Raw genomic sequence first — 16,434 nt, 5'->3', positions numbered from 1 at the left:
ATGGGCGCGCCGTTCGGGAACAGGCGCGCCTTGACAGAGAGAACGTCGGAAGGCGGCGACGTGTGCCGCCCGCCCCTGATCACTGTGTCGGGAAGGCCGGGTCCCGCACCGCCGCGACAGCCTGTGCGACGTAGCGGAGCTTGTCGGGATTGCGGGTGATGTAGATCGCGGTGATCCGGCCGTTTTCGATGGCGAGGGCCGTGGTCTGGAGGACGTCGCCGCGCTCGCGGCTGACATAGCCGGGTAGCCCGTCGATCCAGGCGGGTTCAAGCAACTGTGCCCAGCCCTCCCCCCATTTCCGGCGCACCCCTTCGTAAAGCCGCAGGAGGCGGTCCACTCCCGTTATGGGGTTGATGAAGGCCAGAACCTTGCCACCGCCATCCGCACGCAGAACCACGTTCTCCGCGAGAAGCGTCCGCAGCGTTGCGGTGTCGCCGCTGGTCGAGGCCGCGAAGAAGGCACGCGCGATCCGCTCGCCCTCTTCGCGTTCGACCGGGAAGCGTGGACGCGCGGCCTGAATGTTTCGGCGCGCCCGGACGGCGAGCTGGCGCACGGCTGCGGCTTCCCGGTCGAGCGTGTCCGCCACCTCGCCGAGCGGCACACCGAAGACGTCATGGAGGAGAAAGGCCGCCCTTTCCAACGGTGACAGGCGCTCGAGCGCCATCATCAGCGTCAGCGTGAGGTCGTCCTCGTCCAGGCCATCTTTCTCGGTTTCGACCAGCGGCTCGGGCAACCAGGCGCCGACATAGGTCTCCCGGCGGGCGCGTGCCGACTTCATCTCGTCAAGGCAAAGCCGGGTGACGACGCGCGCCAGGAACGCATAGGGGGCCGCGACATCCTTCCGGTCCGTGGCCGCCCAGCGCAACCATGCGTTCTGCACCACGTCCTCGGCTTCGCTGCGGGAGCCCAGCATGCGGTAGGCGATGCGCAGGAGCCGCGCCCGATAGGTCTCGAAGATATCCGTGGCGTCGTCTGCCTGCCGCATATGCGTTTCCTCGACAGTGGTTCTTGCCTTGCGACGGGGCCCCGGACGCGCCCCGCCGCCACCGTACACCGGCTCCTACGGCCGGTCCGGCGTCGTCAGCTTGGTGTCGTCCGTATTCACGACGAACACGGCAAGGAGCTTGGACGGCGCGGTGTCACTCGCATTGGCGCTGACGCCATGATGGTCGCCCGGCATCTCGATGAAGCTCTCGCCGACGCGGAAGACCTTTTCCGGTCCGCCGTTGATCTGGCTGCGCACCGCTCCCTCGATCACCGTCGCCGTGATGAAGGCGGATGCCGCGTGGGTGTGGGACGGCGAGGAGCCGCCCGGACCATACTCGACCAGGACGCCGCGCAGGCTCTTGCCCGGAACGGAAGGTATAGGGTGGTCGAAGACCGTCGTGATGCGCGCCTCGCCCCGCGCGACATCTGCCGCCAGGGCGGGCATGGCGGTCACCGCGAGGAGGGCTCCAAGCAGGAATGTTCTGAACACGGGAGGGATCCTTCTTATGGATGGGACAAACGCATCGAAGTCAGGCGGCAGCGAGCCAGCTCTCGAACCGCGTTGGTCCGAGGCGCGCCGCTTCCGCATCATCCGGGACAAGTGACCCGGTCTCGAGCGCGGCGCCGAAGTAGCGCGCCGCCTTGTCGGCCTCGACTGCCCGAAGGTCGCCGTCCGCGGCGATGCGACGGGCCACGAAGTCACGGAACGGCAGGCGGTCGGGCCCGGCAATCTCGATCGTCATGTTGCCCGGCGCAGCGAGGGCAACATTGGCGAGAGCCGCGGCGACATCGGCGGCCGCGATCGGCTGGAAGTCGGCATCGGGGACGACGAGGCGGCCGCCCTCGACCGAGGCTTCGGCGATGGTGGCGACGAACTCGAAGAACTGGGTCGCGCGCACGATGGTGAAGGGGACGCCGGAGTCCTTGATCAGCCGTTCCTGCGCAACCTTCGCCCGGAAATAGCCGTTCCCCTCAAGCCGATCCGTGCCAACGATGGACAGGGCGACGTGATGCCTTACGCCCGCCTCGCGCTCGGCCGCGAGAAGGTTGCGGCCCGAGCGCTCGAAAAAGTCGAGCACCGCCGCGTCCTCGAAGGAGGGGGAGTTCGACACGTCGACGACCACATCGGCGCCGGCAAGGGCCTCAGCTAGGCCCTCGCCCGTCAGCGCGTTCACGCCGGTACTGGGCGAGGCGGCGAGGACCTCAAGCCCCTGTCGCGAGAGGTCGGCCGTCAGGTAGCGCCCGATGAGGCCGCTTCCACCGATCACCACTATCTTCATGGTAGCCATCTCCTTGTTTCGGAACAGACCGAACGGCACTTGCCGGTCTCGGGTATCCGTCGAGGACAGGACGAGGCGTGTTGGGCGGGCTGTGACATCCCCGCAAAAAACAGCGGCCAGAACGCGTGCGCACGGCACCGCTCGATCGACCGCGGCGGCAACGGGACGGCGATCGCGCCGCCCGTCACCGTGCGACTAAGCCTTCGCCTGGACGGGCAGTCGAAAGGGCGCACCGAGCCGATTGAAGGCATTCATCGCCGCGATGGTGATCGTGAGATCCACAAGGTCCTTGGGCGCGAAGGCGGCGCTGGCTGCCGCATAGGCCTCATCGGAGGCGTGGGTCTCGCTGACCCGCGTGACCTCCTCCGCCCAGGCGAGCGCGGCGCGGTACTGTTCAGGGAACAGATGGGGCACTTCCGCCCAGACCGGAACCAGGACGACCTTTTCGAGAGGCATCGTCTTGAGCAGGTCGCGCGTATGCAGGTCGATACAGTGCGCGCAGCCATTGATCTGCGACACCCGCAGAAAGATGAGGTGGATCAACTCAGGGGGAAGGTCGGTGCCCGTGGTGATGTAGTGGTGGACACCGTAGAGCGCTTTGGCTCCCTGCGGGGCCACCTCGTTCCAGACCAGCCGCGTGTTCTCGCTCATGTCTCGTCCTCGTATGCGGAGCGCCGGAGATCGACGTTCGAAGCCATGACGAGCCGAGCGATCCGGATGTGACATGCCGCGCCGCATGTCTACGCGAAGCCGCTCATCAGACAGCCGCGCGCTTGTTCGTCCGGTTGCGGGCGGGCTGGACGGCTCCCAACCTCACGCCCGCGCGCTGTCACAATTTGAAACCCGGTCGAGACACCCGCGCGACATCGCTGGCCTAGCAAGATCGGCGGACAAACAGAGGCCGCCTTCCGGCCTCCTGCATCGGGGTTCCGCCATGCTGAGGAAGATCCTACTCGCCGCCGCGCTGACCTTCGCCGCCGCGCCCGCCGCCAGCGCCGCCACAACGGCCGTCGCCGTCGCCAACGTCAATCTGCGCGCCGGACCATCGACCGTGTATCCCGCGGTCACCGTCGTGCCGACGGGCGCCGCCATCACCACCTTCGGCTGCGTTGCCGGCTATAGCTGGTGCGACATCGGCTTCGGGCCGTATCGCGGCTGGGTGGCGGCGAACTACATCCAGGTCGTCTATCGCGGCGCGCCGGTTGTACTGACCGCGCCGGTAGCGCCGGCGGTCGGCATCACCGTCGTGTCGTTCAACCGGGTCTATTGGGACCGCCATTACGTGGCCTATCCCTGGTATCGGCATTGGGCCGCCTACCCGCCCCATGTCGCACCGCGCGTGACGTCGGCCAATCGCACCATTACCTGCGCGGGAGGCGCCTGCGTCGGCGTCCGCGGCGCCACGGGGGTTTACGGCGGCTCGACGGCACAGACCCGCGTCTGCACCGGCGGGGCCTGCAGCTCAACCCGCGTCACGGAAGGCCCCCATGGCGGCGTGGCGGCGCGCACCCGCGACTGCGCCGCCGGACAGGGCTGCACGACCAATCGCACGGCCGTCGGCCCCCGCGGCGGCGTGCATAGCAGCTCCCGCAGCTTCCAGCGCTGGTGAGCTGGCGCCGTCCAGCAAAAAGGCCGGGGGCCTGCGCTCCCGGCCTTTTCGTTTTCAGCTCCGTCACATCAGAGCGGGCGCCGATTCAAAGCGGGACACCAAGGCCCTCGCCGCGCCGCCATTGCACGAAATGGACGATCCGTTCGACCAGTTTCTCCTGCATCTGCCTGGCCATGCGCATCTGCTCGGGCGTCAGCGCCGCCTTGAGCTTGGAGATGGCCTCCTGCAGCGCACGAGCCTTCTGCGCCCGTTCGATGGCGGCTCCGGCGATGTCCTGCGCGAGATCGAAGGCCTCCGCCTCACCGCGCCGCTTATTGTCTGTCCAGCGCTCGAACCGCTCGCCCGAGGGCAGAAGCGCGATCAGCGCCGTGGTGTAACCGCGCCAGGCGTCCATCTGGTCGGCGCGGATGCCGAGCGCCGTCTCCTGCGCGGAGAGCAGCAGGGCGGCTATGAGCCGCATCGCGACGGGATCGAGGGCGGGTCCGGCCTCGTCCGCGAAGGGCGGCCCCTCGCATTCCCACGGCCCCGCCGCCTCGGTGGGAGCCGCGAGCGGCCCGGTGATCTCCTGCCCATGTCCCGGCGTCGGCGGCGCGCCGGCTGCGACCAGGACGAGGGCGGCGGCCCTGCCGGCGATCCGCGCCGACAGGGTGGAGGGGAAGATCTTCATGGCTTTGCTCCTTTGCCGTTGAGGAGCGGCAAGGGTGGGCGGCCAAGGTGTCTCCGCTCGAAACGCGGCATGTCGATTTGTATCAGCCCGGCGGCTCTGCCCGCGGCAGCGTCACCCTGACGGCGAGCCCGCCGCGCCCGCTGCTGCCGAGCGCGATGTCGCCGCCGTGCCGCTCGACCAGCCTCCGGACGATGGTCAGGCCGAGGCCCGTGCCGCCGCTGTCGCGGTTGCGCGACGTCTCCAGCCGATGGAACGGCTCGAAGACGCGCTCACGCTCCTCGACCGGGATGCCGGGGCCTTCATCCTCGATGACCAGAACGACAGGAGCGCCATCCGCCTCGATGCCGGCGAAGGCGCGCTCGCCGTAGCGCAGGGCGTTGCCGACCAGGTTGGCGATTACACGCGCGAGCGCCTTGTCGCCGATGGCGACAGGCACCGGATGATCCGGCAGGTCGAGCACGATGCGGTCATCGTCCTGCTCGGCGGCGTAGGCGCGCAGCGCGGCGGCGAGGTCGGCGCAGGCTGGCTCTGTCGGCGCGAAGGAATCCTGCGCGAAGTCGAGCGTGTCGGCGACCAGCGCCTGCATGGCCTCGACATCGGCGATGGCGCCGTCCCGATAGCGCGTCTCGGGCATCATCTCGACACGCAATCGCAGGCGGGTCAGATAGGTGCGCAAATCATGCGAGATTGCGCCGAGCGTCAGGGTGCGGTTGCGCACCAGCGCGGCGATGCGCTCCTGCATCGCGTTCACCGCGCGGATCAGCTTGCGCAGCTCCGGCGCGCCGCGCTCGGGGATCGCGACAGGGTCGATGCCCTCGCCCACCCGGTCGACCTCGCGGGCGAGGCGGGTGATCGGCCGCATCTCCCGTGCCACCGCCAGCAGCGCGGCCAGAGCGACGAGGACACCGAACAGGCCGGCGAAAAAACCGATGGGCACGCCGAGCAGCCGGATGGTGACGCGGTCCTCGACATCGAGCCAGAGATAGCCGCCATCAGCGAGCTCGACATAGATGCTCAGAGCATCGCCGCGCCCGCTCTCGCTGCGCCCGTCGAGCCGTGCCCAGACCTGACGCCCCTGCGCGCCACGCAGCGCCAATGCGGCGCGGATCGAACGCTCGACGCGGATTAGCCCGCTGGTGCGGGTCAAACCGTCCGGCAGGGCGGAAAGGATCGTGGCGGTGCGGCCGTTCTCGCTGAAGGCTTCGAGCAGGGCGGGGCGAAGGCCGGCGGGCACCTCGTCGACCAGCTGGACCAGAGAGGCGACCTGCCGAGGCAACGAGGGCGAGCCCTCGCCAAGCGTCCGGCGCCCCTCTCCCGCGCCGAACCCGAAATAGAAGAACAGCGCCAGCAGCTGAATGGCGAAAAACGCCACCGCGACGATCAGAATGATGCGGGCGAGCAGGCCGAGGCGCATGGCGAGCTCCCTCAGTCCTCGCGCACGTCGGCCGAGAACAGGTAGCCGACATTGCGCACGGTGGTGATCGGATGCTCAGCCTCGCCGATGCTGCGGGACAGCTTGCTACGCAGCCGCGAGACGGTGACGTCGATGGTGCGGTCGAACGGATCGCCGCCCGCGCGCCCGCGCGTCCAGTCGAGCAGCTGGTCGCGCGAGAGCACGCGGCCGGGCCGTTCGAGGAAGCAGATCAGCAGGTCGAATTCGGCGGTGGTGAGAGTGACGCGCTGCCCGCCCGCGTCCACTACCGTGCGCGCATCGAGGTCGGCGACCAGCCCGGAGAAACGCCGCCGTCGCCGCTCCGGCAGGCCCGCCGCCAGGGGCCCAGAGGCCCGACGCAGCAGCGCCCGGATGCGCGCCAGCAATTCGCGCGGGTTGAACGGCTTGCCGAGATAATCGTCGGCGCCGATTTCCAGCCCGACAATGCGGTCGATATCGTCGTGCTTGGCGGTGAGCATGAGGATCGGCACCCGGCTCCGGGTCCGGAGCCGCCGGCAGATCGACAGCCCGTCCTCGCCGGGCAGCATGATGTCGAGGATGATGAGGTCGGGCATGCCGCGTATCAGAGCCCGGTCCATCAGGGCGCCGCTGGCGACCGCCTCGACATCGTAGCCCTCGCCGCCAAGGAAATCGACGAGCAGGCTGCGAATGTCGCGGTCATCCTCGACCAGAAGCACTCTTGCGGCTGTCATGACTCTGGCATGACAGCGACGACGGAGCCGCGCAAGCCGTACCGCCAGCGGCGATACAAACTGCAACAAAAAGCCTCCGCGCCGAGACACGGCCGCAAAACGCCCCGGCCATGGTTGCCACCGTCGCCGAGTACCCCACACCCGTTCCCGGCGGCACGGCAGGCGCGAGCCTACCCGCCATGGAGCCCGTCGCAGCCAGTCGCCCCCGGCCGCGCGGGCTCCATGGTCCTGCCAACTCTCCAAAGGAGCCGACCTCATGGATCGTACGTTCTTCCTCCGTGCCGGCATCGTGCTGGCTTTCGCCACCCTGCTCGGCGCCACCTTCGCCGGAGCCGCCTCGGCTCAGAACCTCCCTCCCGCACAGGCGAAGGCCGTGCGCGCCGCCTGCGAGGCGGACATCCGCGCCACCTGCCCCGGCGTGCAGCCGGGCGGCGGGCGCATCCTCCAGTGCATCAAGGCGAATCCGGACAAGATCTCCCAGCCCTGCAAGGACGCATTGGTCGCCGCCAAGGCTGCGTCCGCGCAGTGACCGGCTTCCCGGTGTCCCTCTCCCGGAAGCTCTCGTCATGAACGTCCAGCCCGGCCTCGACCCGTTCCTCTCGCTTGAGGCGCCGCTGCCGCGCCCGCGCCGCCGCCGCGGGATCTGGCTCGCCGCTCTCGCCGCGGCGGTTGTGGCGATCGGGTTTCCTGGTGTGCGCTACCTCTATCCGCATGCGGTGGAGGGCGAGGTTCTCCGGCCGGGCATGCTGGACGTCGCGCTGCAGGGACCCGGCACGCTGGCCGCACTGACCGAGGCCAGCGTCGGCAGCCGAATCCAGGCCCGCATAGACGAACTCGCCGTCGACCGGAACGATGTGGTCGCCAAGGGCGAGACACTCGCCCGCCTCGCCTTCGACGATCTCAGCGGCGCGTTCGACGCCGCCAAGGCAAGCGCCCATGCCGCCGAGCGCGCGGTGAGCGCCGCGCAAGCCGAGCGCGACCGGGCCGTCGCGACATTGGAGAAGGCGCGCGCGACGCATGAGCGTCAGGTCGCCCTGCTGGCCAAGGGCGTTGCCAGCGAGGCCGGGCTGGAAGACGCGCTCGCCGCCCGCCGTCAGGCTGAAGCCGATCTCACGCGTGCCGGCCGCGCCGTCGAGCAGGCGGAGGCCGAGCGCGACGCCGCGACGGCGCGCATCGCGGTTGCCCGCGCCCAGCTCGACGACAGCGTGCTGCGCGCGCCGATCTCCGGCGTGGTGGTATCTCGCACGCGCCATGTCGGCGAGATGCTGTCGCCGGGCAGCGAGCTGCTGCACATCGTCGATCCCACAAGTCTCGTGCTGACCGCCCGGCTGGATGAGAGCGCCATAGCCGCCGTGCTGCCGGGACAGCCGGCGCAGGTCACCTTCTCCCGCGCGGAAGACGCGATTCCGGGCCACGTCCTCAGGCTCGGACGTGAGGTCGATCAGGAGACGAGGGAGTTCGAGATCGACATCGCGCTCGATACGCTGCCCTCCAACTGGGCGCTCGGCCAGCGAGGCATGGCGCGCATCGTGATCGAGCGGCGCGGCCCGGTGCTGACCGTGCCGGCCTCGTTCCTCGCCTGGCGCGACGGCCATCCGGGCGTCTGGGTCGCCTCCCACGCCCGCGCGCGATGGCGCGAGGTGACGCTGGGCGCGGCCGGCACGCAGCGCGTCGAGATTCGCCGCGGCCTCGACGCCGGCCAGACAATCCTCAAGCCCGGCGAGCTCTACCCGTTCATGCGCGTGCGCCTTGCCGGACCGGCCACATGAACCTCGCGCTAAAGGACACGCTGCACGCCCCGACCCGCTTCGCGCTCACCGCGCTCGGCGTCGCCTTCCTCGTCATGGCGGTGATCGGCATGACCGGCCTCTATCGCGGCATCGTCGAGGACGCGCTGCTGATCATCGACCGGATCGATGCCGACCTCTGGGTCGTGCAGGGCGAGCGCGCCGGGCCGTTTGCCGAAGGTTCGGCGGTGTCATCCGACATGGACCGGCGCGTGGAGGGGGTGCCGGGTGTCGCGAATGTGCGGCGCTTCACCCAGTTCAGCCAGCAGTTCAGCTTCGCCGGTGCCTCGCGCCGCGCGACCGTGACCGGCGTCGATGTGCCGGGCGACGACGGGCGCTGGCTGCCGCTTGCCGAAGGCCGCTGGCTTGGCGGCAGCCGCTACGAGGCGGTGGCAGACACCAGCACCGGCCTGAAGGTCGGCGACCGGATACAGCTCGCGCGGGACGTCTACACCGTCGTCGGGCTCACGCGAGACATGGTGGATTCGGCCGGCGACGGGCTGCTGTTCGTCGGCATCAACGACGCGGCCGCCATCGCGCGCCGGCGTACCTCGGAAGAAATCCATCTGGCTCGCGCTGCCGGAAACGGCGCTGCCGTCACCGCCGATGCGAGCTCGGTGGCGCAGGAGAGCAAGATCTCAGCGGTGCTGGTCCGGCTCAATCCTGCCGCGGACGCCGCGCGCGTGATCGCCGCCATGCAGCGCTGGGGCGACGTGCGGGTGATGACGACGGGCGAGCAGCGCGACCTGATGCTCAATGCCCGGCTCTGGAAGCTGCGGCTGCAGATCCTCACCTTCACCGGGATGATCCTCCTCATCACCGCCGTGGTGGTGTCGCTCATCGTCTACATGATGACGGTCGAGAAGCTGCACGAGATCGCGCTGCTCAAGCTGATGGGTGCCCGCGAGAGCGTCGTGGTCGGTCTCATCGGCCAGCAGGCGGGGCTGATCGGCATTGCCGGCTACGTGCTCGCCATCGCCCTGGCCTCGCTGGTCTTTCCGCTTTTTCCGCGTCGGGTGGTGATGCTGCCAACCGATCTCGGGCAGATCGGGCTGGCCCTCGCCCTGGTCTGCGCCGCGGCGGCCTGGGTGGGGATCGCGCGGGCCTCGCGGATCAGCGCGCGCGAGGTGCTGTCATGAGCGATCCGCCGGTGCTCTCGGTGCGGGCGCTGTCGCGGCACTACGCCGCCGGCGGCGGTGTGGTGCGTGCGCTCGACGGGGTATCGCTCGACATCGCCGCCGGCGAACTGGTCGGCATCTTCGGACCCAGCGGCTCGGGCAAGAGCACCTTCCTCATGCTGGCCGGACTTCTGGAGAACCCGACCTCCGGCGAGGTCTGGCTCGCGGGCCAGCGTGTCTCTCATGCCGGCGCCGACCTCGACGCGTTGCGCGAGACGCGGCGCAAGCGCATCGGCTTCGTGTTCCAGAAGGCGAACCTGATCCCGTTCCTGTCGGCGGCGGAGAATGTTGCGCTGAGCCTGGAGCTCGCCGATATCGCCCCGGCCGACGCCCGCGCGCATGCAAGGCGCCTGCTCGCCGCGCTCGATCTCGCGCACCGCGCCGATAACCTCCCCGCGAAGCTGTCGGGTGGCGAACAACAGCGCGTGGCGGTGGCGCGGGCGCTCGCCAACGCACCGCCGCTCATCCTCGCCGACGAGCCGACGGCGGCGCTGGACAGCGTACGCGGCCGTCAGGTGATGGAGATCTTCCGCCGCATCGCCGGCACCCGAGGAACGGCCGTGGTGGTGATCACGCATGATCCGCGCTCGACCGACCTGTTCGACCGCATCGTTCATTTCGAGGACGGGCGGGTATCTGCGGAGAAGGTGGCACGATGACGATCCCGCGACACACCGCGGGCGGCGCTGAAGCCGGACGTGCTCAGCCCCGTTGCAGATCGCGCAGACAGACGCAGAACATGCCGCAAGGCGCCGCCGGCATTGCCCGCGCTGGTCGACGCTACCGAGCTTTTGGGCCTCTATCGGAACCGGCCGCGGCCGTGCCGGCCTTCGCCCCGGAATGTTTGTCGAAACGCCGCCATCATGCGCCTCTCCCACAGCGAAAAGGCGTTCTGTTTCGCGATTGATTGTCGGGCAACCAACCGCCACAGTGGGCGTTGTCTGACGATGGGCAACATGGCGCATCGCTGTGGTTTGGAGGGTATCGTGAAGGTCTTGTCGGTACTAAGGGTCGGCCTGCTCGCATTGGCTGCGCTCATCGGCGCCGTATCGATGGCGAGCGCCGCTGAGGGCACAGTCACCATCCGCATCCTGAAGGCCGGGTTCGTGGTCGGCGGATCAGGCGGAGATGGCGTGCTGACGTTTCAGGGCCGCAAATATCCGCTCTCCGTCGGTGGGCTGAGCTATGGCTTCACGTTCGGCGCGTCGGAAACGCGCCTGCATGGAACGGTCAAGAATATCCAGCGCCCCTCCGACATCTCCGGGGTCTATGCCCAGGGCGGTGCCGGCGCCGCGCTCGGAAAGGGCGCGCAGGTCGTCGTTCTCACCAACCAGAACGGCGCCGTGCTGGAACTGGGCGGCGAGCAGAAGGGCCTCATCGTCAGCCTCGATCTGAGCGGGCTGGCGCTGTCGCTGAAGTAAGGATCGAGCGACACGCCGCCAATCGGACGGCGTCGACAGCTGCGAGCTGACCTGTGCGGCTCTGGCGGATCAACAATGCGGAAGCGCGGGGACTATGCTCCGGGCTTCCGGCGATCGCAGCAGATCGCCGCATCACGATGGCTGCGGCGGCCGTGAGGCCGGGCGGCAGCCGGTCGGGATGATATGCCCCGCTTTTCCCGCCCCGCTCGCCGTAGCGTGCCAGCTTGATGGTGCTGTCCTTCAGGAAAGGCAGGTCACATCACCCAGCCGCCGTCGATGGCGAAGGCCTGGCCCGTGGTGTAGGTGGCGCCCGCCAGATAGACGGCGAGGTCGGCGATTTCTTCCGGCGTGCCGATGCGGCCGATCGGCTGGCGGGCGATGAACGCCGCGCGCACCGTGTCGTAATCGCCCTGCGCACGCAGCCGCTCCTGCAGCGAGGGGCTCTCCACCGTGCCGGGGCAGATGGCGTTGCAGCGAATATTGTGGGCGACATAGTCGGCGGCCACCGATTTGGTGAGGCCGATGACGGCGGCCTTGGTGACGCTGTAGGCGCAGCGATTGGGCACGCCCTTCACCGACGAGGCGACCGAGGACATGTTGATGATGGCGCCCGCGCGCCGCTCCACCATGCCGGGAAGCACAGCGCGGATGGTGCGCACCATCGACTTCACATTGAGGTCAAAGGCGAAGTCGAGCTCCTCGTCCTTCATGTCGAGGATGCCGCCCGGATGCACCACGCCGGCGCAGTTGAACAGCACGTCGACCGGACCGATGCCGGCGATAAAGCCGGCCACGGCGGCGCCGTCCAAGACGTCGAGCCGCGCCGCGACCAGGGCGTCCGAGGCCGGCAGCCCGGCCAGCGCGGCCTCGTTGATGTCGGTGGCGAACACCCTGGCCCCGGCGGCGAGGAAGGCGAGCGCGCTGGCGCGGCCGATGCCCTGCGCGGCGGCGGTGACGAGGACGGTCTTCCCCTCAAGACTGGCCATGACGGCTCTCCTTCGGTTGCGTTCAGTCGCGATGGAAGACTTGTTCCATGGATGCCCACAACTCGCCATCCCTCCAGGTGCGGAGCGGGTCCTGGCAGGGGATGGTCAGCTTCCACCCTTCCTGATTGGCCAAGTCGGCGGCAACGTCGCGGCCGTGATATTGGACATTAATTGCGGCGCCGTGCTCGATGGCGTCCCAATCGAGGAAAAGGGGCGGCAGATCTTCCGGCTGGCGCTGGACATCGCCGCGGGCCGGCGCTCCAAGCCCGAAATGCCGGGCCAGGATCGCAACGAGTTCGTCCCTTGGCAGAGCGTCCCTTGGCAAAGCGTCCCTTGGCAGCTCGGCGTGGTGAGGTGAGCGGCGGCGGCAGCTCTCCTCACCCCGGCGCGCCGGCGCGCAGCGGCACGACGTTGGGCTCGCGTGCGGTGAGGCGCACGGCCTCGTCGAGAATCTGACGCTGGCTGAAGGGCTTGGCGACCACCGGCGCGCCGGCGAAGGCCGGGGGCAGGCCCTCGCGGCCATAGCCGCTGACAAAGCAGAAACGTATGCCGCGCCGGCTCAGCGCCGCCGCCACCTCATGAACCGGCATGCCGTGCAGATTGCCGTCGAGGAACGCCGCGTCGATCTGCTCCTTCTCGATCAGCGCCAGCGCATCGGCGATGGTTCCCGCCGGCCCGAACACCCGCGCTCCAGCGCTCTCCAACAGCGCGATCAGCTCCAGCGCCACCAGCGTCTCGTCCTCCACCACGAGGAAGCGGCGCCCCTCGATGTGGCTCGCTGGCGGCGGTGGGGCGGCGGGCGTGATGTCGTGGCGTGGCGCGGGGGGCGGCATCGGAATCGGCTCAGGGTTGCCGAGCACCATGGCCAGCTCCCAGAGCACGCCATCGCCGCTATAGGTCGCGACCGCCGAGCCGCCGTCGGATTTGAGGCTGCTCTCGATCAGCGTCGAGCCGAAGCCGCGCTTCACCGGCGCGGAGACCGGCGGGCCCCCTGTCTCCCGCCAGCGCAGCTCCAGCCGGTCGCCCTCCACCGTCCAGTCCAGCTCGACCCGGCCGACATCATTGGCGAAGGCGCCGTACTTGATCGCGTTGGTCGAGAGCTCGTGCAGGATCAGCGCGAGGCGCAGCGCGGTCTGCGGGGCGAGCTTCACCTCCGGCCCGCGCGCGGAAAGCCGCGCCGGATCGACGGTGCCGAGGTCGATCTGGTCGTGGATCAGCTCGGCAAGGCTGGCATCCTGCCAGGTGGTGTTGCTCAGCATGGAATGGGCGCGCGCGAGCGACTGGATTCGCCCCGAGAACGTGCCCGAGAACTGCTCGGGGCTGCGGGTGTAGCGCAGGGTCTGGGTGGCGATGGCCTGCACGCTGGCAAGGGTGTTCTTCACCCGGTGGTTCAGTTCGCCGATCAGCAGCCGGCGGGTTTCTTCCGCGCGATGGCGGGCGGTGACGTCGAGGATCTGCACGCCGAGCGAAAGTGGCGTGCCATCGGCCTGCCGCAGCACCGAGCTGTACCATTCGCATTCCAGCACGGTGCCGTCGCGGGTCCGGCAGCGCACATCGTCGTGGCCCCGGCTGTGCGAGGCGTCGGCCATGGAAGAGGAGAACATCGCCATCAGCGCGCCGACGCAGCTCTCCGGCACCCAGCCCAGTTCATCCAGCCGGTGGCCGATCATCTCGGCCGGCGTCCAGCCGAACAGGCGCTCGGCGCCCTTCGACCATGCGACAATCCGGAAGCCGGCGTCGAATTCGACGATGGCGAGCGGGGAATTGTCGGTATGGGCCTGAAGCCGCTCCAGCGCGAGGCGCAGCTGCGCGGCGCTGGAGGCAAGCTCGTCCTTCTGCCGCGCCAGCTGGCGGTGTTGGCGGGCGATGTCGAAGAACACCTGCGCCTTGGTCTTCAGGATCAGCGGATCAACCGGCTTGTGCAGGAAATCCACCGCCCCGGCCTCATAGCCGCGAAAGCGCCGGCCCTCGTCGGTCGCCGCGGCGGTGATGAAGATGATCGGCACCCCGCGCGTGCGCCCGGTGCCGCGCATCAGCTCGGCAAGCTCGAACCCGTCCATCTGCGGCATCTGCACGTCGAGCAAGGCGAGGGCGAAGTCGTGTGCGAGCAGCAGCTCCAGCGCCTCGGTGCCCGAGCGCGCCTTGTAGAGGGCAAGGCCGTCGCGGCGGAGCAGCGCTTCAAGCGCCCGCAGATTCTCCTCGATGTCGTCGACCAGCAGGAACTTGATCGGCTCATGCGACAACATGATCGGCCTCCCTGCTGATTGCCGTGGCGGTGCGTCGGTAGATGCGCTCCTCCCGCGCGAAAGACGCGAAGGCGGCATGGTGGGAGGAAAAGCGCAGGCTCTCGTTCATGCCGAGGCCCAGGAAGCCGCCGCGCGCCAGCGAATCCCGGAACAGGGCGAATGCGCGGTCCTGCAAAGCCTGGTCGAAATAGATCAGCACGTTGCGGCACGAGATCAGGTGCATCTCGGAGAACACCTCGTCCGAGGCGAGACTGTGCTCGGCGAACACGGTGCGCGCGCGCAGCGTCTTGTCGAACACCGCCGCGCCATAGGCCGCCGTGTAATAGTCCGAGAGCGAGGAATGGCCGCCGGAATTGCGGTGATTGGCGGTGAACAGCGGAATGCGGTCGAGGTCGTAGATTCCCGCCTGCGCCTTTGCGAGCGCCGCCGGATTGATTTCGGTGGCGTAGAACATGGTGCGCTGTTCCAGCCCTTCCTCGCGGAACAGGATCGCCAGCGAATACAGCTCCTCGCCCGCGCTGCACCCCGCGACCCACACTTTCAGCGAGGGGAAGGTGCGCAGATGCGGCACCACCTTCTCGCGTAGCGTGCGGAAATAGGCGGGATCGCGGAACATCTCGCTGACCTGCACGGTCATGCAATCGATCATGACCGGCAGCAGCTCCGGCTCGTGCAGCAGGCGCGATTGCACCTGCGAGAGCGTGGGGCAGCCCAGCCGCTGGCGCAGCAGCTCGGCGCGCCGGCGCACCGACGCACGGGAATAGGACCGGAAATCGTAGTGATAGGCGCGATGGATCGCTTCAAGCAGAAGGTCGAGTTCGATGGTCTCGGTGGCGCCGGCCGGGGGGAGTGCGGTCATCGCGGCATCCATACGCGGGCGAGCGAGAGCAGCTTGTCGACGTCGAGCGGCTTGGCGAGATAGTCGTTCGCGCCGGCGGCGAGGCACTCTTCCTGGTCGTCCGCCATCGCCTTCGCGGTCAGCATGATGACCGGCAGCCCGCGCCAGGCGGGGCGCGCGCGGATTTCGCGCGTGGCGGTGAGGCCGTCCATTTCCGGCATCATCACGTCCATCAGCACGAGGTCGATGGAGGACGCGCCCTCGCTCTCCACCCGGTCCAGCGCCTGCAGCGCCTCGCGGCCGTTGCGCGCGATCTGCACCGCCGCGCCGTGCGGCTCGAAGATGCTAGTGATGGCGAACACATTGCGCACATCGTCCTCGACCACGAGGATGCGCCGCCCGTCGAGCAGGGCATCGCGGTTGAGCGAGGCCGCCAGCAGGCGCTGCTGGCGTTCCGGCAGGTCGGAGACGACCTGATGCAGGAACAGCGTCACCTCGTCGATCAGCCGCTCCGGCGACTTCGCGCCCTTGATGATGATCGACTTGGAATAGCGCCGCAGCCGCAGCTCCTCGTCCGCCGTCAGGTCGCGGGCGGTGTAGACGATCACCGGCGGAAAGGACGCGCCCTCATCGGCGTCGAGCTGTTCGAGCAGGTCGAGGCCGGAGGCGTCCGGGAGCGTCATGTCGAGCACCATGCAGTCGAAGGTCTCCGCCCCGAGCCGAGCCAGTGCCTCCGCGGCGCTGGCGACGCCGACGGTCTCGACATCCTTCGTGGCGAGCAGTTCGCCGAGACCCAGACGCTGCGCCGGGTCGTCCTCGACGATCAGGATACGCCGCATCGGCTGCGACAGCCGGGTCTCCAGCCGGTCCAGCGCGCTGGCCAGCTCCTCGCGCTTCACCGGCTTCAGCATGAAGGCGGCGGCGCCGTAGGACATGGCGGTCTCGACATAATCGTTGGCCGAGACGACATGCACCGGGATATGCCGGGTGGCGACGTCGCGCTTCATCCGGTCCAGCACGGTCATGCCGCTATGGTCCGGCAGGCCCATGTCGAGGATCACGGCGTGCGGCAGATAGCGCCGCGCGGCGAGCACGCCGTCATCGGCAGTAGTGGTCACCACGCATTTGAAGCCCAGCTCATGGACGAGGTCGCGCAGGATGCGGGCGAAGGGCAGATCGTCCTCCACCACGAGGATCACCCGGCTGCCGGGGTCGAGGGCGTCGCGGTCGTCGGCGAGGCCGTCGAGCGGACGCAGCGCCGACGGATCGGCCGGCGGGGCGGGCGCGGGG

At 69.0% G+C, this 16,434-nt stretch carries 18 protein-coding genes; 7 read left to right on the top strand and 11 right to left on the bottom strand.

The annotated features are described in order from the left end of the window. Nucleotides 1-79: 79 nt before the first annotated feature. The 4 genes from VRZ77_RS19175 to VRZ77_RS19160 all read right to left on the bottom strand — a co-directional run bounded on the left by VRZ77_RS19175 (nucleotide 80) and on the right by VRZ77_RS19160 (nucleotide 2,918). Complete coding sequence (locus tag VRZ77_RS19175; RefSeq protein ID WP_414594179.1) at nucleotides 80-985, bottom strand: sigma-70 family RNA polymerase sigma factor; 906 nt, start codon at nucleotides 983-985, stop codon at nucleotides 80-82. Between the two features lie 75 nt (nucleotides 986-1,060). Beyond that, complete coding sequence (locus VRZ77_RS19170) at nucleotides 1,061-1,432, bottom strand: cupin domain-containing protein (protein ID WP_414594195.1); 372 nt, start codon at nucleotides 1,430-1,432, stop codon at nucleotides 1,061-1,063. Between the two features lie 85 nt (nucleotides 1,433-1,517). After that, nucleotides 1,518-2,267, bottom strand: a complete 750-nt coding sequence (locus VRZ77_RS19165; protein ID WP_414594194.1) for an SDR family oxidoreductase — start codon at nucleotides 2,265-2,267, stop codon at nucleotides 1,518-1,520. A 195-nt stretch (nucleotides 2,268-2,462) separates the two neighbouring features. After that, complete coding sequence (locus tag VRZ77_RS19160; RefSeq protein ID WP_414594178.1) at nucleotides 2,463-2,918, bottom strand: carboxymuconolactone decarboxylase family protein; 456 nt, start codon at nucleotides 2,916-2,918, stop codon at nucleotides 2,463-2,465. A gap of 283 nt (nucleotides 2,919-3,201) precedes the next feature. Between VRZ77_RS19160 and VRZ77_RS19155 the strand changes: the two genes are divergently transcribed. Next, the gene (locus tag VRZ77_RS19155) at nucleotides 3,202-3,876 is read left to right on the top strand and encodes an SH3 domain-containing protein (protein WP_414594177.1); all 675 of its coding nucleotides are present in this window, start codon (nucleotides 3,202-3,204) and stop codon (nucleotides 3,874-3,876) included. A gap of 85 nt (nucleotides 3,877-3,961) precedes the next feature. Here VRZ77_RS19155 and VRZ77_RS19150 read toward each other — a convergent pair whose 3' ends face one another. From VRZ77_RS19150 to VRZ77_RS19140, 3 genes are all read right to left on the bottom strand, one after another. Continuing rightward, nucleotides 3,962-4,543, bottom strand: a complete 582-nt coding sequence (locus VRZ77_RS19150; protein WP_414594176.1) for a hypothetical protein — start codon at nucleotides 4,541-4,543, stop codon at nucleotides 3,962-3,964. Between the two features lie 82 nt (nucleotides 4,544-4,625). Beyond that, a complete protein-coding gene (locus tag VRZ77_RS19145; protein WP_414594175.1) occupies nucleotides 4,626-5,957 on the bottom strand; it encodes an ATP-binding protein in 1,332 nt (443 codons plus the stop codon). An 11-nt stretch (nucleotides 5,958-5,968) separates the two neighbouring features. Then, nucleotides 5,969-6,688, bottom strand: a complete 720-nt coding sequence (locus VRZ77_RS19140; protein WP_414594174.1) for a response regulator — start codon at nucleotides 6,686-6,688, stop codon at nucleotides 5,969-5,971. A gap of 256 nt (nucleotides 6,689-6,944) precedes the next feature. On the opposite strand from VRZ77_RS19140, the gene VRZ77_RS19135 reads away from it, so the two are divergent. From VRZ77_RS19135 to VRZ77_RS19115, 5 genes are all read left to right on the top strand, one after another. Next, the gene (locus tag VRZ77_RS19135; protein WP_414594173.1) at nucleotides 6,945-7,217 is read left to right on the top strand and encodes a cysteine rich repeat-containing protein; all 273 of its coding nucleotides are present in this window, start codon (nucleotides 6,945-6,947) and stop codon (nucleotides 7,215-7,217) included. A 37-nt stretch (nucleotides 7,218-7,254) separates the two neighbouring features. Further along, nucleotides 7,255-8,457 carry an efflux RND transporter periplasmic adaptor subunit gene (locus VRZ77_RS19130; RefSeq protein WP_414594172.1) on the top strand — a complete coding sequence of 401 codons (1,203 nt, stop codon included), beginning with the start codon at nucleotides 7,255-7,257 and terminating at the stop codon, nucleotides 8,455-8,457. Then, entirely contained in the window at nucleotides 8,454-9,614 is a 1,161-nt protein-coding gene (locus VRZ77_RS19125) for an ABC transporter permease (protein ID WP_414594171.1), read from the top strand. Before VRZ77_RS19130 ends, VRZ77_RS19125 begins: the two co-directional genes overlap by 4 nt. Beyond that, a complete protein-coding gene (locus VRZ77_RS19120) occupies nucleotides 9,611-10,312 on the top strand; it encodes an ABC transporter ATP-binding protein (RefSeq protein ID WP_414594170.1) in 702 nt (233 codons plus the stop codon). The genes VRZ77_RS19125 and VRZ77_RS19120 overlap by 4 nt, the downstream gene beginning before the upstream one ends. Before the next feature lie 327 nt (nucleotides 10,313-10,639). Then, nucleotides 10,640-11,074 carry a hypothetical protein gene (locus VRZ77_RS19115; protein ID WP_414594193.1) on the top strand — a complete coding sequence of 145 codons (435 nt, stop codon included), beginning with the start codon at nucleotides 10,640-10,642 and terminating at the stop codon, nucleotides 11,072-11,074. 254 nt (nucleotides 11,075-11,328) lie between these two features. On the opposite strand, the gene VRZ77_RS19110 is transcribed toward VRZ77_RS19115, so the two are convergent. Then, entirely contained in the window at nucleotides 11,329-12,060 is a 732-nt protein-coding gene (locus VRZ77_RS19110; protein WP_414594169.1) for an SDR family oxidoreductase, read from the bottom strand. Here VRZ77_RS19110 and VRZ77_RS19105 point away from each other — a divergent pair. Further along, complete coding sequence (locus tag VRZ77_RS19105) at nucleotides 12,059-12,418, top strand: hypothetical protein (RefSeq protein WP_414594168.1); 360 nt, start codon at nucleotides 12,059-12,061, stop codon at nucleotides 12,416-12,418. The two genes, VRZ77_RS19110 and VRZ77_RS19105, sit on opposite strands and share 2 nt — an antisense overlap. 19 nt (nucleotides 12,419-12,437) lie before the next feature. On the opposite strand, the gene VRZ77_RS19100 is transcribed toward VRZ77_RS19105, so the two are convergent. From VRZ77_RS19100 to VRZ77_RS19090, 3 genes are all read right to left on the bottom strand, one after another. Continuing rightward, nucleotides 12,438-14,306, bottom strand: coding sequence for a response regulator (locus tag VRZ77_RS19100; RefSeq protein ID WP_414594167.1), 1,869 nt, complete (start codon nucleotides 14,304-14,306; stop codon nucleotides 12,438-12,440). Then, nucleotides 14,293-15,165, bottom strand: a complete 873-nt coding sequence (locus VRZ77_RS19095; protein WP_414594166.1) for a CheR family methyltransferase — start codon at nucleotides 15,163-15,165, stop codon at nucleotides 14,293-14,295. The genes VRZ77_RS19100 and VRZ77_RS19095 overlap by 14 nt, the downstream gene beginning before the upstream one ends. Continuing rightward, nucleotides 15,162-16,434, bottom strand: a 1,273-nt coding sequence (locus tag VRZ77_RS19090; RefSeq protein ID WP_414594165.1) for a response regulator, incomplete at its 5' end; no start/stop codon positions are given. The genes VRZ77_RS19090 and VRZ77_RS19095, both read right to left, overlap by 4 nt.

This window comes from Ancylobacter sp. G4_0304, from assembly GCF_047501495.1.
GTDB lineage: Bacteria > Pseudomonadota > Alphaproteobacteria > Rhizobiales > Xanthobacteraceae > Ancylobacter.
This window is presented reverse-complemented; position numbering and strand designations above follow the sequence as displayed.